This window comes from Cellulosimicrobium marinum (assembly GCF_020551945.1).
Taxonomy (GTDB): Bacteria; Actinomycetota; Actinomycetes; order Actinomycetales; family Cellulomonadaceae; genus Cellulosimicrobium; species Cellulosimicrobium marinum.
Window position 1 is genome coordinate 1 of the sequence record NZ_JAJBZH010000006.1, and the last position, 14,147, is coordinate 14,147.

At 74.3% G+C, this 14,147-nt stretch carries 16 protein-coding genes; 8 read left to right on the plus strand and 8 right to left on the minus strand.

From position 1 onward, the window contains the following. Positions 1 to 60: 60 nt before the first annotated feature. Positions 61 to 2,856 carry a valine--tRNA ligase gene (gene valS, locus LGQ04_RS13885; RefSeq protein ID WP_229244539.1) on the minus strand — a complete coding sequence of 932 codons (2,796 nt, stop codon included), beginning with the start codon at positions 2,854 to 2,856 and terminating at the stop codon, positions 61 to 63. A 64-nt stretch (positions 2,857 to 2,920) separates the two neighbouring features. Next, positions 2,921 to 3,886 (minus strand): hypothetical protein, encoded by a 966-nt coding sequence (locus LGQ04_RS13890; RefSeq protein ID WP_229244540.1) that lies wholly within the window; start codon positions 3,884 to 3,886, stop codon positions 2,921 to 2,923. A 55-nt stretch (positions 3,887 to 3,941) separates the two neighbouring features. Here LGQ04_RS13890 and LGQ04_RS13895 point away from each other — a divergent pair, with 55 nt between their 5' ends. From LGQ04_RS13895 to LGQ04_RS13905, 3 genes are read left to right on the plus strand one after another with little or no spacing between them, the layout of a single operon-like run. Further along, positions 3,942 to 4,940, plus strand: coding sequence for a TIGR03557 family F420-dependent LLM class oxidoreductase (locus tag LGQ04_RS13895; RefSeq protein ID WP_229244541.1), 999 nt, complete (start codon positions 3,942 to 3,944; stop codon positions 4,938 to 4,940). Then, complete coding sequence (gene cofE / locus LGQ04_RS13900; RefSeq protein ID WP_229244542.1) at positions 4,937 to 5,839, plus strand: coenzyme F420-0:L-glutamate ligase; 903 nt, start codon at positions 4,937 to 4,939, stop codon at positions 5,837 to 5,839. The genes LGQ04_RS13895 and cofE overlap by 4 nt, the downstream gene beginning before the upstream one ends. A 50-nt stretch (positions 5,840 to 5,889) precedes the next feature. Next, positions 5,890 to 6,276, plus strand: coding sequence for a hypothetical protein (locus tag LGQ04_RS13905; protein WP_229244543.1), 387 nt, complete (start codon positions 5,890 to 5,892; stop codon positions 6,274 to 6,276). 13 nt (positions 6,277 to 6,289) lie between these two features. Here the strand turns inward: LGQ04_RS13905 and LGQ04_RS13910 are convergent, their stop codons facing one another. From LGQ04_RS13910 to LGQ04_RS13930, 5 genes are read right to left on the minus strand one after another with little or no spacing between them, the layout of a single operon-like run. Next, the gene (locus LGQ04_RS13910) at positions 6,290 to 6,655 is read right to left on the minus strand and encodes a VOC family protein (protein WP_229244544.1); all 366 of its coding nucleotides are present in this window, start codon (positions 6,653 to 6,655) and stop codon (positions 6,290 to 6,292) included. A 43-nt stretch (positions 6,656 to 6,698) separates the two neighbouring features. Then, positions 6,699 to 7,943 (minus strand): AI-2E family transporter, encoded by a 1,245-nt coding sequence (locus LGQ04_RS13915; RefSeq protein ID WP_229244545.1) that lies wholly within the window; start codon positions 7,941 to 7,943, stop codon positions 6,699 to 6,701. A 10-nt stretch (positions 7,944 to 7,953) separates the two neighbouring features. Continuing rightward, a complete protein-coding gene (locus LGQ04_RS13920; protein WP_229244546.1) occupies positions 7,954 to 9,036 on the minus strand; it encodes a glutathione S-transferase family protein in 1,083 nt (360 codons plus the stop codon). An 8-nt stretch (positions 9,037 to 9,044) separates the two neighbouring features. Further along, positions 9,045 to 9,641, minus strand: a complete 597-nt coding sequence (locus LGQ04_RS13925; RefSeq protein ID WP_229244547.1) for an HhH-GPD-type base excision DNA repair protein — start codon at positions 9,639 to 9,641, stop codon at positions 9,045 to 9,047. 12 nt (positions 9,642 to 9,653) lie between these two features. Further along, positions 9,654 to 10,100 carry a PNPOx family protein gene (locus LGQ04_RS13930; protein ID WP_229244548.1) on the minus strand — a complete coding sequence of 149 codons (447 nt, stop codon included), beginning with the start codon at positions 10,098 to 10,100 and terminating at the stop codon, positions 9,654 to 9,656. 81 nt (positions 10,101 to 10,181) lie between these two features. Here LGQ04_RS13930 and LGQ04_RS13935 point away from each other — a divergent pair, with 81 nt between their 5' ends. Then, on the plus strand, positions 10,182 to 10,685 hold the full coding sequence (locus LGQ04_RS13935) for a metallophosphoesterase family protein (RefSeq protein ID WP_229244549.1): 504 nt from the start codon (positions 10,182 to 10,184) through the stop codon (positions 10,683 to 10,685). 7 nt (positions 10,686 to 10,692) lie between these two features. On the opposite strand, the gene LGQ04_RS17815 is transcribed toward LGQ04_RS13935, so the two are convergent. Beyond that, positions 10,693 to 11,664 carry an AraC family transcriptional regulator gene (locus tag LGQ04_RS17815; RefSeq protein ID WP_229244550.1) on the minus strand — a complete coding sequence of 324 codons (972 nt, stop codon included), beginning with the start codon at positions 11,662 to 11,664 and terminating at the stop codon, positions 10,693 to 10,695. 132 nt (positions 11,665 to 11,796) lie between these two features. Between LGQ04_RS17815 and LGQ04_RS13945 the strand changes: the two genes are divergently transcribed. The 4 genes from LGQ04_RS13945 (at position 11,797) to LGQ04_RS13960 (ending at position 14,105) form a co-directional block, all read left to right on the plus strand. Further along, positions 11,797 to 12,705, plus strand: a complete 909-nt coding sequence (locus LGQ04_RS13945; RefSeq protein ID WP_229244551.1) for a Rossmann-fold NAD(P)-binding domain-containing protein — start codon at positions 11,797 to 11,799, stop codon at positions 12,703 to 12,705. Beyond that, entirely contained in the window at positions 12,702 to 13,160 is a 459-nt protein-coding gene (locus tag LGQ04_RS13950; protein WP_229244552.1) for an anthrone oxygenase family protein, read from the plus strand. Before LGQ04_RS13945 ends, LGQ04_RS13950 begins: the two co-directional genes overlap by 4 nt. Before the next feature lie 82 nt (positions 13,161 to 13,242). Next, on the plus strand, positions 13,243 to 13,680 hold the full coding sequence (locus LGQ04_RS13955) for a CoA-binding protein (protein WP_229244553.1): 438 nt from the start codon (positions 13,243 to 13,245) through the stop codon (positions 13,678 to 13,680). After that, entirely contained in the window at positions 13,677 to 14,105 is a 429-nt protein-coding gene (locus LGQ04_RS13960) for a TIGR03667 family PPOX class F420-dependent oxidoreductase (RefSeq protein WP_229244554.1), read from the plus strand. Before LGQ04_RS13955 ends, LGQ04_RS13960 begins: the two co-directional genes overlap by 4 nt. The last annotated feature ends 42 nt before the right edge of the window (positions 14,106 to 14,147 follow it).

The window sequence follows — 14,147 nt, forward strand, 5'->3', positions numbered from 1 at the left end:
GCACGACGACGCCCTCCTCCCGATCGGCTCGGGGGAGGGCGTCGTCGTGCGGTCGGTGGGTCAGCCCTTGCGGCGCTGCTCCGGCTCGCCGAGCTCGGAGGAGACGACGACGATGCCGCCCTGGACGGCCGGGTCGCCCTGGCCGTCCGCCGCGGCGACGAGGTCGAGCGATCCGGTGACGCGGCCGCCGTTGCGGACGTCGACGACGGCGGCCTCGACCCCGGGCAGCGAGGCGGCCGGGACGGCGACCTGGGCGGCGAGGATGGGGGTGCGCATCGACACCTTGGCCTCGGACTTGATCTTGCGCAGCGCGGCGAGCGCGTGCCCGGCGGCCGTGAGGATCGTCGGGTCCGCGTCGCCCGCGGCCGACCGGGCGACGTCGGGCGTGGGCCACGGCGCGCGGTGGATCGACCCCTCGGACGCGCGCCACCAGGACCAGACCTCCTCGGTCGCGAACGGCACGAACGGCGCGAAGAGGCGCAGCAGGGTGTCGAGCGCGATCGCGAGAGCGACGCGCGCGGACCGGGTCTCGTCGGAGACCTCGGACGCGGCGGCACCCGCACCGTACGCGCGGTCCTTGACGAGCTCGAGGTAGTCGTCGCAGAACGTCCAGAAGAACGTCTCGGTGACCTCGAGGGCGCGCGTGTGGTCGTACGTCTCGAACGCGTCGGTCGCCTTCGCGACGACGTCGGCGAGCCCGGTGAGCATCGCGCGGTCGAGCGGCTGCGTGACCGCGGCCGGGTCGAGCACGACCTCCCCGGTGCCCGTCGCGGGGTCGACCCCGAACGAGAGGGCGAACTTGGACGCGTTGAGGATCTTGATGGCGAGGCGACGCCCGATCTTCATCTGGCCGACCTCGAACGCCGCGTCGGTGCCGAGGCGGGCGGAGGCTGCCCAGTAGCGGACGGCGTCGGACCCGTGCTCCTCCAGCAGCCCCATGGGCGTGACGACGTTGCCCTTGGACTTCGACATCTTCTTGCGGTCGGGGTCGAGGATCCAGCCGGAGATCCCGGCGTTCTTCCACGGCAGCGAGCCGTGCTCGAGGTGCGAGCGCACGACGGTCGAGAAGAGCCAGGTACGGATGATGTCCTGGCCCTGGGGGCGCAGATCCATCGGGAAGACGCGCTCGAAGAGGTCCGGGTCGGACTCCCAGCCGCCGGCGATCTGCGGGGTGAGCGACGACGTCGCCCACGTGTCCATGATGTCGTTCTCGCCGACGAAGCCGCCCGGCTCGCCGCGCTGGTCCTCGGTGTACCCGGCGGGCACGTCGGAGGACGGGTCGACGGGCAGGGTGTCCTCGGCGGGCACGATCGGGTGGTCGTGGTCGACGTTGCCGACGTCGTCGACGGCGTACCACAGCGGGATGGACACGCCGAAGAAGCGCTGGCGCGAGATGAGCCAGTCGCCGTTGAGGCCGCCGACCCAGTTCTCGTAGCGCACGCGCATGAAGTCGGGGTGGAAGTCGAGCTCCTTGCCGCGCTGCAGCAGCTCGCCGCGCAGGTCGCGGCGCGTGCCGTCCGCGGTGGTCCAGTCGCGGCCGCCGTTGCGGATGTACCACTGGCGGGACGTGACGATCTCGAGCGGCTTGTCGCCGCGCTCGTAGAAGTTCGCCATGCGCTGCGTGGGGACGGGCTCGCCGGCGAGGTCGCCGGAGTCGCGCAGCGCGTCGACGACGACCTGGCGGGCGGAGAACGTCGTCTTGCCCGCCATCTCGGCGAACAGGCCCTGACCGGTGCGGGAGGTGACCCACTCGGGCGTCTCGCGCACGATGCGGCCGTCGCGCTGGATGATCGAGCGCGTCGGGAGCTGCAGCTCGCGCCACCACTGCACGTCGGTGAGGTCGCCGAACGTGCAGCACATCGCGATGCCGGCGCCCTTGTCGGGCTCGGCGGCGGCGTGCGCGAGGACGGGGATCTCGACGTCGAACAGGGGGGAGCGCACGGTCGTGCCGAACAGGTGCTGGTACCGCTCGTCGTCCGGGTGCGCGACGAGGGCGACGCAGGCGGCGAGGAGCTCGGGGCGCGTGGTCTCGATGTGCACGACCTCGCCCGTGGGGGCGCCGTCCGCGGTGCGGTGGAAGGCGACCTTGTGGAAGTGGCCCGGGTACTCGCGCGCCTCGAGCTCGGCCTGCGCGACGGCGGTCTGGAACGTCACGTCCCACAGCCCGGGCGCCTGCGCCTGGTACGCCTCGCCGCGCGCGAGGTTGCGCAGGAAGGCGCGCTGGGCGGCGGTGCGGGAGCGGGCGTCGATGGTCTGGTACGTCTGCGCCCAGTCGACCGACAGCCCGAGGCGGCGCCAGACCGCCTCGAACTGCTTCTCGTCCTCGACCGTGAGGCGCTCGCACAGCTCGATGAAGTTGCGGCGGCTCACGGGCACGTCGGGGGCCTTCGACGACTTCCCCTGGTCGCCCTCGCGCGGCGGCTCGAAGCCCTCGACGTACGCGAGCGTGGGGTCGCAGCGCACGCCGTAGTAGTTCTGCACGCGGCGCTCGGTGGGCAGGCCGTTGTCGTCCCAGCCCATCGGGTAGAACACCTCGCGGCCGCGCATGCGCTGGTAGCGCGCGACGACGTCCGTGTGCGTGTAGGAGAAGACGTGACCCACGTGCAGCGAGCCGGACGCCGTGGGGGGCGGGGTGTCGATCGAGTAGACCTCCTCGCGCGTCCTCGTCCGGTCGAACGCGTAGGTGCCCTGCTCGGCCCAGCGGGCCCCGTGCACGTCCTCGAGACCGTCGATGGTCACGCGGTCCGGTACTCCCGCGACCACCGCGCGGACGACGCCTACCGTGCCGGTGGCGGGGGTCGTTGCTGCAGCGGGGTCTGCCGCGCCCGCGGGCGCGTTCGTCGGGAAGTCGCTCATGGTCGCCCATTCTCCCAGATGCGCGGGCCGTGCCCGACGGCGTCTCGCGCGCCGGTCGGGCCCGTCATCCCTCGGCGTCGTCCGCCTCGGGAAGAGTCGGCCCGTCGGCCCGGGACAGGCGCGCGGCCACGTGCTCGGTCGCGCCGAGGAGCCGGTCCCAGACGACGGGGTCGAGCAGGTCGAGCGGGCGCTCGGAGAAGAGGAACAGCCTGTCGCCGACGACCTCCGCGGCGAGCGGCACCCGGCCGCGGACGAGCAGCTCGACGTCGGGCCCGAGCACGTCCTGCGCGGTGCTCGCCGGGGACCGCGGCGGCCCGTAGGCGCGGTGGCGGTCCCCGAACGGCCCGTCGAGCGGCAGCTCCCACACACGCTGGACGCCGCGCGGTGCCCGCGCGCCGTACGTCCCCCGGGCGGGCAGCGTCTCGACGACGACGTGCGGCCACGACCGGTCGAGCGACGTCGTGGCGTAGGTCCAGGCGAACGGCTCGGCAGACCGGTACCCCGCGCTGTACCGGTAGGTCGCGACCTCGACGGGTCGGGGGCCGGGCGTGCGGACGACGTCGGTCGCGCGCCGCAGGATGCCGACGTCGAACGCCCTGCTCGGGTGCTGCGGGTCGTCGACGCGGGGCACGTGCTCGAACCCGTTCGCCGCGGCGAACCGGCTGAGCCGGTAGGCCTGCTCGTGCTGGTGCGCGGAGGACCGCCGGACCCCCACGACGACGAGGAGGACCACCACGGCGGTGCCGGCCGTGGTGAGCGCGGCGGCGAGGGGTGCGGCACGCAGTCCCAGCAGCAGGAGGGTGTAGACGGTGCCCAGGCAGACCGCCGCGACGGCGAGCAGGAGCGCGAGGAGGACCACGCGGAGCACGACCGCGAGCACGCGCGACCCGGCCGACGTCGTGCCGGGCGTCCGGGACTGTGTCGTCTCGCGCCGCCGCGCTCGACGGAAGGCGCGCACGGCCGCGGCGTCCACGGTGTCGACGAGCGCGCTCGTGTCCAGGGGCGGTCGGTCCGCAGGGGTGGCGCTCACGACGCGAGGGTAGCTGGCCTGCGACCCTGGCCGACCGGGTACTAGGGTCGGTCCCATGGGTCTGACGATCGGCTACGCCGCGATGCTCGAGCAGTTCCACCCGACCGAGGCCGTCGCGCTGTCCGCCTACGCCGAGGAGCACGGCTTCTCCGGGACGATGGCCGCCGACCACTTCCAGCCCTGGGTCCCGCAGCAGGGCGAGTCGTCGTTCGTGTGGAACGTCCTCACGGCGCTCGGCGAGCGGACGCGCGGTGACCTCGGGCCGGGTGTCACGGCGCCGACGTTCCGCTGGCACCCCGCGATGGTCGCGCAGGCGTCGGCGACGCTCGCCGCGATGTACCCCGGGCGCCACTGGCTCGGTCTCGGCTCGGGCGAGGCGCTCAACGAGCACGTCGTCGCCGGGTACTGGCCCGAGGCCCCCGAGCGCATCAACCGCATGTTCGAGGCGATCGACGTCATCAAGAAGCTGTTCCAGTCCGGCCTGGACAACAAGGACGTCAAGCACTCCGGGCAGTTCTACAAGCTGGAGTCCACGCGGCTGTGGACCATGCCGGAGGTCGCCCCCGAGATCCTCGTCGCGACCGCCGGCCCGGTGACCGCGAAGCGTGCGGGCCGGCACGCCGACGGCCTCATCACCGTGGGCGCCCCGCTCGAGAAGATCTCGATGCTCTTCGGCAAGTTCGACGACGGCGTCCGCGACTCGGGCCGTGACCCCGACGCGATGCCCAAGGTTCTCCAGCTCCACCTGTCGTGGGCGCCCACGGACGAGGAGGCGCTCACGAACGCGATGACCGAGTGGCCCAACGGCGGCATGAAGTTCCCCAAGGCCGACATCCGTTCCCCCCACGACTTCGAGCAGATGGCGAAGCTCGTGCGCCCCGAGGACTTCGAGGGGCGCATGGTGATCTCCTCCGACCCGGACGAGCACCGCGCGTACATCCAGAAGTTCGTCGACCTCGGCTTCGACCGCGTCTACCTGCACAACGTGGGGCGCAACCAGCGCGAGTGGATCGAGGTCTTCGGCCGCGACGTCCTGCCGAAGCTCTCGCGATGAGCGGACCGACGAGCGGGAAGCGCGAGCCCGACGACGCGCGCCTGGCCGTGTGGGCGCCGTCGGGCCTGGGCGAGGTGCGGCCCGGGGACGACCTCGCACGCCTCGTCGGCGACCTCCTCGCGCAGGGCGACCAGCTCGCCGAGGGTGACGTCGTCGTCGTGTCCAGCAAGGTCGTGTCGAAGGCCGAGGGGCGTGTGCTCGACGCCGACGACCGGGAGCAGGCCATCACCGACGAGACGGTCCGCGTCGTCGCGACGCGGGAGCGGCCGGGCCTGCCGCCGCTGCGGATCGTCGAGAACCGCCTCGGTCTGGTCATGGCCGCCGCGGGCGTCGACGCGTCCAACACGCCCGACGGGACCGTGCTGCTGCTGCCGCTCGACCCGGACGCCAGCGCCCGGGCGCTGCGTGCGGCGCTGCGGGCGAGGTTCGGGCTCGACCGGCTCGGCGTCGTCGTCACGGACACGGCGGGCCGCCCGTGGCGCGAGGGCCTCGTGGACGTCGCGATCGGCGCGGCGGGGATCAGGGTCGCGGACGACCTGCGCGGGGGTGTCGACGCCCACGGGCGCCCGATCTCCGTCACGGTGACGGCCGTCGCCGACGAGGTCGCGTCCGCGAGCGAGCTGGTCCGCGGCAAGACGGGCGGTCGACCGGTCGCCGTGGTGCGCGGGATGGGCGCCCACGTCACGGAGGACGACGGTCCGGGGGCCCGGTCGCTCGTGCGCGCGTCGGCCGACGACCTGTTCCGCGAAGGCAGCGCGGAGGCGTACGCGCGCGGCGTCGAGGACGGCCGCGGAGATGGTGCGGACGAAGGGTACGAGGACGGGTACCGCGAGGGGTTCAGCGACGGGTACCGGCAGGCGAGCCAGGACGCGGAGCCGGAGACCGTGCCCGACGAGTGACGGCGGCGCGGGCTCTGGTGCTGCGCGTCGCGCGCGGCTACGGTGCTCGGATGCTTCCCGAGTCCTGGATCGAGCACCGCCGCCCCGACGACCGCGAGCCGGTGGGATGGATCCGCCCCGAGGGTGACGACTGGGTCGCCGTGTCCCTCCTGGGCCGCGACCTCACCGGACCGGTCGACTGGCTCGCCGCGGAGGAGGCGCTCGAGGAGACGGGTCTGTCGTGGCTCGCGGACGCCTGGACGCTCGAGCAGGACGACGCCGGTCCGGTGCGGGTGCGGATCGTCGAGGTGACCCCCGACGGCGTCGTGGTCCAGACGGACGACTTCGGGGCGATCGACGCCCCGGTGACCCGGTACTCCCTGCCGTGGCCGGCGCCGGCGGCGTTGCGGCCGCGCCGTGCCACGGACCCGGACGGACGCGTGCTGGGCGTGCGCTGACGAACGGTGCGCGTCACCCGGCGTCGGTCGACCCCTCGTACAGCCCGACGACGTTGCCGTCGGGGTCGGTGAAGATCGCCCACCACGAGGTCGGGCTGATCTCGGAGCGTTCCATGACGACTGTCCCGCCGCTCTCGCGGACCTTCGCGAGCGTGTCGTCGATGGAGTCGACCTCGACGTAGCTGCGGGGCTGGGTGAAGCCCTCGGAGCGCGGGGCGAGGCCGCCGCCGCTGATCTTGTTGGGTGCCTGCCACATCGGGTACCCCTCGAACCCGGGCACCTCCGCGATCTGCCACCCGAAGAGCCCGCCGTAGAACTCCGCGGCGGCCTTGAGGTCCGTGACCGGGATGTCGATGTGCGTGATGTCGCCGTGCGGCATGGTTCCTCCCGTGTCGAGGTCGGGCAGGACCGCCCGCCACCCGTCAGACTAGGCCTGGCGCGTGCGCAGCACCACCGTTCGCGGTGGGCCCGTCCTCCGGCGCGTCCGCGGGGGCGCTCTCGGGGGCGTCCCGGGCCTCGCCCGCCGGGTCGTCGGCGCCGTCGCGGACGCCGGCGCGGTCGGCGGGGTCGTCCGCGCGGTCCCCGACGTCGCCCGGCCGGTCGTCGGCGGTCCGTGGCGGCGCCGCGACGTCGTCCCCCGAGAGCCAGCGCAGCCACCCGGAGCGCGGGTCGCCCTCCAGGAGGACGGCACGCACGAGGAGCGTGAGCGGGATGGCGAGGATGGCGCCGAGCGGGCCGATGACGAACGTCCAGAACACGACGGACACGAAGCTCAGGGTGAGGCTGAGGTTCACGGCGTCGGCCACGAACTTGGGCTGCACGAGCACCTGCAGGACGACGTTCACGACGCAGTACACGGCGACCACCGCGAGGGCGAGCGGCCAGCCGCCGACGACGAACGCCATGACGGCGGGCGGGACGAGGCCGAGGACGAAGCCGATGTTGGGCACGAAGTTCGTGACGAACGCGAGGATCGCCCACACGACGGGTGCGGGGACGCCGAGGAGCGCGAGGGCGATCCCGTCCACGACCGCGACGACGGCGCCGAAGGACGCGTTGACGACGAAGTACCGGCGGACGCCGCCGCTGAAGCGGGTGGCGCGCCCGATCTCGTCCGCCCGCCCGGCGCCGAAGACGCGCGACGCCGTGGAGTACCGCGCGGCGTCGGCGGCCATGAAGATCGCGTAGGCGAGGACGAAGAAGAACGCCGTGGCGATGCCGAGCACGGTCCCGCTGATCCCGCCCGCGAGGGACAGCACGCGCGACGGCTCGAGCCACGACGACACGGCGGCGGCGAGGTCGGTGTCGATCCCGAGCGCCGCGAGCCGGTCGACGGCGTCGAGCACGGACGCCTCGAGCTGGGGCAGGTACTCCCGCACGAGCGCCGCGAACTGGAACCCGGCGAACACGAGCATCGCGAGCAGGACCGCGAGGACGAGGTACGCCACGACGATCACCACCGTCGTCGCCCCCCAGCGCGGCCAGCCGCGGGCCTCGAGCCCGAACCGCACGGGGTGGCAGATGATGACGATGACGGCGGCGAGGAGGATCGGCGCGACGACCTCGCGCGCCGCGTGCAGGCCGGCGAGCACGACGATCCCGGCGGCGAGCGCGAGGAGCGTCCGGGTGGCCGGGGCGAGCGCTGCCGGCGTCTGGGGCGTGGTCACCCCGCAGACCCTACTGGGGTGCGTGGTCGGGCGGGACGCGCTCCGTGTCGCGGACGGGTCCGGGCGGCGTGCCGTCGCCGAAGGGCCGCCCGCCGAGGGCCTCGCGACCGTGCGGGTCGAGCCAGCCCGACAGGTCGGGTCCCTGCGGGACGATCCCGGACGGGTTGAGGTCGCGGTGCACGACGTAGTAGTGCTGCTTGATCTGCGTGAAGTCGACGGTGTCGCCGAAGCCGGGGGTCTGGAACAGGTCCCGCGCGTAGGCCCACAGCACGGGCATCTCGGCGAGCTTCTGCCGGTTCGCCTTGAAGTGCCCGTGGTAGACCGCGTCGAAGCGGACGAGCGTGGTGAAGAGGCGTACGTCGGCCTCGGTGATCGTGTCGCCGACGAGGTAGCGGCGGTCCGCGAGCCGTCCCTCCAGCCGGTCGAGCGCGGCCCACAGCCGGGTGTACGCGGCGTCATAGGCGCGCTGGGACCCGGCGAACCCGCACCGGTACACCCCGTTGTTGACCTCGGTGTAGACCTCCTGCATCACCGCGTCGAGCTCGTCGCGGTGCGCGGCGGGCAGCAGGTCGGGCGCGCCGTCGCGGTGGTAGGGACGCCACTGCGTCGACAGGTCGAGCGTGATCTGCGCGAAGTCGTTCGTCACGACGGCGCCCGTCGTGGTGTCGACCACGGCGGGGACCGTGATGCCCCGCGGGTAGTGCGGGTCCCGGCGGAAGTACGCCTCCTGGAGGCGCTCGATGCCGAGCACGGGGTCGCGCCCGTCCGGGTCGAGGTCGAACGTCCACGACCGCTCGTCGTGCACGGGCCCGGCGAGGCCCATCGACAGCGCGTCCTCCAGGCCGAGGAGCCGGCGCACGATGATCGCGCGGTTCGCCCACGGGCACGCGCGGGCCGCGATCAGCCGGTACCTGCCTGGCTCGACGGGGAAGCCGTCGCGGCCGTCCGCGGTGACGCGCGTCGTGATGTACCGGGTGTCGCGCCGGAAGTCCTTGCCCGGCACGGAGTACGTGCCACCGCGCGAGTGCTCCTCGCGCTCGCCCTGCTCGTCGGTCGGCTCGTCGGGCGTCGCGTCCGTCGGCTCCACGGTCATGGGCCCGCTCAGCCCTTCGCGGCGCGCGCGGCGGCCTTCGCCGCCTTCTTCGTCGCGCGCACGGCGTCGAGGGAGTCCTGGTCCGTGACGTCCGCGATGGACCGGCGCGACCCGTCCTCGCCGTAGTCGCCCGCGGCCTCGCGCCAGCCGGAGGGCTGTACGCCGTACTGCTTGCCGAGCAGCGCGAGGAAGATCCGCGCCTTCTGGTCGCCGAACCCCGGCAGGGCCTTGAGACGCTTGAGGACGAGCGCGCCGTCGGGGGCGTCGCCCGCCGGGCCGGGGTCGGTCCACAGGCGCGTCACGTCGCCGTCGTAGTCGTCGACGACGGCGCGCGCCACCGCCTGCACCCGGCCCGCCATCGAGCCGGGGTAGCGGTGGATCGAGGGCGGCGTGGACGCGAGCGCGGTGAACTGCTCGGGGTCGGCGTCGGCGATGCGGCGCACGTCCCAGCCGTCCATGCGCGACGCGATCTTCGCCGGCCCGGCGAACGCGGTCTCCATCTGCACCTGCTGGTCGAGCAGCATGCCGACGAGCAGCGCGAACGGGTCGCTGGACAGGAGCTGGTCGGCCTCCGGGTCGCCGGTGAGCCACAGGTCGCGTGCCATGGACCCATCCTCTCAGGGTGTGCCCGACGGCGCGGCGCGGGCCGCGTCGTCGGGCCGCCCGGGTGCGCGGCGCAGGCTGCCGGTGCGGAACTCGTCGACACCGGTGCGGCGCAGGACGGCGCTCGTCCACCCGGGCAGGAGCCGCAGCCCGGCCTCGCCGGTGACGCGCCGCACGTCGTCGACGACGAAGTCCTCACCGCGGCGCTCGAGCACGAACGACCCGGCCGCCTCGACGTTGCGCAGCCAGTCGACGTCGGGCCCGTAGGTGAGCGCGAGGACCGTGCGGACCTCGTCGCCCTCGCGGTACGCGAACGCGAACACCGGTGTGCGGTACGTGCGGCCGCTGCGCCGTCCCACGTGCCGCACGACCGCCATCGGCCCCACGCCGGTCGCGACGCGCAACATCACGGGGTTGAGCACGAGCTTGTTCGTCCGGGTGACCCAGTGCGGCATCGGCATCCGTCCATCGTGGCGCGCCCGCGTCGGGACGCAACGCGGGGACGCGCGGCCGGCCCGGGCAGCGCGGCCTATCGTGAGCCGGTGCCCACCCGACTGCTGCTGATCAGCGACACCCACGTCCCGGCGCGCGCCCGGGCCCTCCCGGACCAGGTGTGGCGCGCGGTCGACGCGGCGGACGTCGTCGTGCACGCGGGGGACTGGGTGACCGTCGACCTCCTCGACGCGCTCGAGGCGCGCGCCGCGCGGCTCGTCGGGGTGGCGGGCAACAACGACGGCCCGGACCTGCACGCCCGGCTGCCCGAGGTCGCGCGCGCGACGATCGACGGGCTTCGGGTCGCCGTCGTGCACGAGACCGGCGGCAAGGACGGGCGCGAGCGGCGCGCGGACGCCGCCTACCCGGTCACCGACCTGCTCGTGTTCGGGCACAGCCACATCCCGTGGGACACCGTCACCCCTGCCGGGATGCGGCTGCTCAACCCCGGCTCGCCGACGGACCGGCGCCGCCAGCCCGTCGGCACCTACCTCACCGCGACCGTGGACGACGGCGCGCTGCACGACGTCGAGCTCGTGCCCGTGGAGCGCTGACCCACCCTCAGGCCACGCCACCCGCCACCCTCGCGGCGCGCTCGCGGTGCGCGGACGGGCTCACGCCGCGCACGCGCGTGAACGCGGCGCTCAGGGCGAACGGCGTGCCGTACCCGACGGCGCGCGCCACGGAGGCGAGCGTCGCGCCGTCGGTCAGGAGGAGGTCGGCGGCGAGGTCGAGCCGCCACCCGGTGAGGTACGTCATGGGCGGCTCGCCGACGAGCGCGGTGAACCGTCGTGCGAACGCCGCGCGGGACAGCCCGACCTCACGCGCGAGGGAGTCGACGGTCCACGCGCGCGCCGGGTCGTGGTGGACGAGGCGCAGCGCCGCACCGACGACCGGGTCGGCGTCCGCGCGGTACCAGCCGGGGGCCTCGGGGCGCGAGAGCCACGTGCGCAGGCACGAGATGAGGAGCAGGTCGAGCAGGCGGTCGAGCACCGCCTCCTGTCCGGGCAGGTCCTGCACGACCTCGCGCGCGAGCATCTCGACGAGGCCGCCGTCGACCTCGTCGCGCCGCAGCACGACACGCTGCGGCAGGACGCGCAGGATGCGGCGACCGACCTCGCCGTCGAGCGGGTACGTGCCCGTGACGATGACGGTCTCGCCGTCGGGATCGTTGCCCCACGACCGCACGCCGAGCACGGTCATGGGGGAGGGCCCGCCGTCGACGGATCGGCACATGTCCGACGCCGGACCGACGACGACCTGCGGCGCCGTGCCGGGTGAGTCCGCGACGACGTAGTGGTCCGGGCCGCGGAGGAGCACGACGTCGCCCTCCTCGACGACGACGCCGGGGTCGTCGGTGCGGGCCGGCGCGTCGCCGACAGGACCGACCCAGCCCGAGCCGCGCAGCACCGGGACGATCGTCAGGGGCGCCTCGTCCTCGATCCGCATGGCCCACGGCGCGCGCAGGTGGCTGCGCAGGAGGAACGCGCCCCGCGCACGGGGTCCGTCGAGCAGCCCGGCGACGACGTCCACGCGGCCAGGCTAACCCTGTGACGCCGGGCAGGTCGAGACGGTCGCGCATGCGTGCGAGCGTCTCGGCCATGGATCGTCTCGTCGGGCGCGGAGTTGACTGATCTCGACACCCCCGTCAACCAGGAGACGACCATGACCGCGCACCTCCCGCACGACACCTCCCCGACCACCGACCCGGCCACCAATCCGGCCACCGCCCCGACCACCGCGCTCGGTCCCGTCCTCGTGCTCGGCGCGACGGGCAAGTCCGGACGACGCGTCGCCGACCGCCTCGACGGGCTCGACGTGCCCGTGCGTCGCGCCTCGCGCAGCGGCGCGCCCGGCACCGTGCCCTTCGCCTGGGACGACGAGTCCACGTGGCGGCCTGCGCTCGACGGCGCGCAGGCCGTCTACGTCGCGTACGCGCCCGACCTCGCGGTCCCCGGCGCGCCCGAGACCGTCACGCGCCTCGCGGCGCTCGCGCACGACGTCGGTGTGCGGCGTCTCGTGCTGCTGTCCGGGCGGGGCGAGGTCGAGGCGCAGCGCGCCGAGGCCGCCGTCGCCGCCGTCTTCCCCGGGCGCGTCGTGGTGCGCTGCGCGTTCTTCGCGCAGAACGTCAGCGAGAGCTTCCTCCTCGACGCCGTGCTGGACGGCACGATCGCCCTGCCCGTGGGCGACGTCGCGGAGCCGTTCGTCGACCTGGAGGACGTCGCCGAGGTCGCCGTCGCCGCCCTGACCGACGACGCGCACGCGGGCCAGGTCTACGAGCTCACCGGCCCGCGGCTGCTCACGTTCGCCGACCTCGCCGCCGAGATCACCGCCGCGAGCGGGCACGAGGTCGCCTTCGTCCCGATCGCCCTCGACGAGTTCACGGCCGGCCTCACCGCCGCCGGGCTACCGGGGGACACCGTCGACCTCCTGCGCTACCTGTTCACCGAGGTGCTCGACGGGCGCGGCGCCCACGTGTCCGACGGCGTGCACCGCGCGCTCGGCCGCGAACCACGGGACGTCGCCGAGTTCGCGCGCCGCGAGGCGGGCGCCTGGTCCCGGGTGCTGTCATGACCGCGTTCGCGTGGCTCGTCGTGCTCGCGGCCGTCGCGACGGGCCTCGCCGGGGGCGTCCTCTACGCCTTCTCGGCGTTCGTCATGGCCGGGCTGCGCCGCCTCGACCCGGCGGTCGGCGCCGCCGCGATGCGGTCCGTCAACGTCACCGCGCTGCGCCCGCCCCTCATGCTCCTGCTCGCGGCGTCGGTGCTGCTCCCCGCCGCGGCGGCCGTCGTCGGGCTCGTCGGCGACACACCCGGCGCCGGCTGGGCGCTCGCGGGCGCGGTCGTCGCGCTCGTCGGGATCCTCGGCGTCACGGGCGTCGGCAACGTCCCGCTGAACAACCGGCTCGACGCGAGCGCCGAACCCGCCGCCGAGTGGCTGCGGATCGTGCCCCGGTGGCTCGCGTGGAACCACGTCCGCACCGTCGCCGGCGCCGTCGCGACGGCGCTTCTCGTCGTCGCGGTCGCCTGAGGCCGCAGGACCGCCGGTCGGGCCAGGCACGAGTCGGTCGACCGGCCGGAATGCCCGCGACGGGGTGGCGGTTGTGGCCAGCATGACGAGCACAGAGCACGTGGACAGCGAGGCGACCGACGACACGATCCGCCGGGTCCTGCGGGACACGCAGACGTGGGCCGTCGTCGGTCTGTCGAACAACACCGCACGCGCGGCGTACGGCGTGGCGCGCGTGCTCCAGCAGGCGGGCAAGCGGGTCGTGCCCGTGCACCCGTCGGCCGAGACGGTGCACGGCGAGCAGGGGTACGCGACGCTCGCCGACATCCCGTTCCCCGTCGACGTCGTCGACGTGTTCGTCCGCTCCGAGCTCGCGGGCGAGGTCGCGGACCAGGCCGTCGCGATCGGCGCGAACGCCGTGTGGTTCCAGCTCGACGTGATCGACGAGGACGCCGCGCGGCGCGTGCGCGACGCCGGTCTCGACATGGTCATGGACCGCTGCCCCGCGATCGAGCTGCCGCGGCTCGGGAGCGCGGCATGAGCGCCGTCGTCGACACCGGGACCGACCTCGGCCGCCGCGCCGCCGAGCGCCTGGGTGACGAGCGCGTCGTGTGGCTCGTGACCGTCGACCCGCACGGCACGCCGCAGCCGACGCCGGTGTGGTTCCTCTGGAACGAGGCCGGGGAGGTCGTGCTGCAGAGCCAGCCGCGCACCGCGAAGCTGCGCAACCTGCGTGCGAACCCGCGCGGGGCCGTGCACCTCAACAGCACCCGGTCGGGCGGCGACGTCGCGGTGCTCACGGGCGCGGCGGCGATCGACGACGCCGGTCTGAGCGCGGCGGAGCGCGCGGCCTACGACGCGAAGTACGCCGACGACATCCGCGGGCTCGGCATGACGCCCGACGGGTTCCACGCCGACTACTCGGTCACCGTGCGGTTCCGCCCGGAACGCCTGCGCGGGTTCTGACGACGGCGTCCGGTCGCCCGGCGTCCGTGCGCGGTGCCTGTC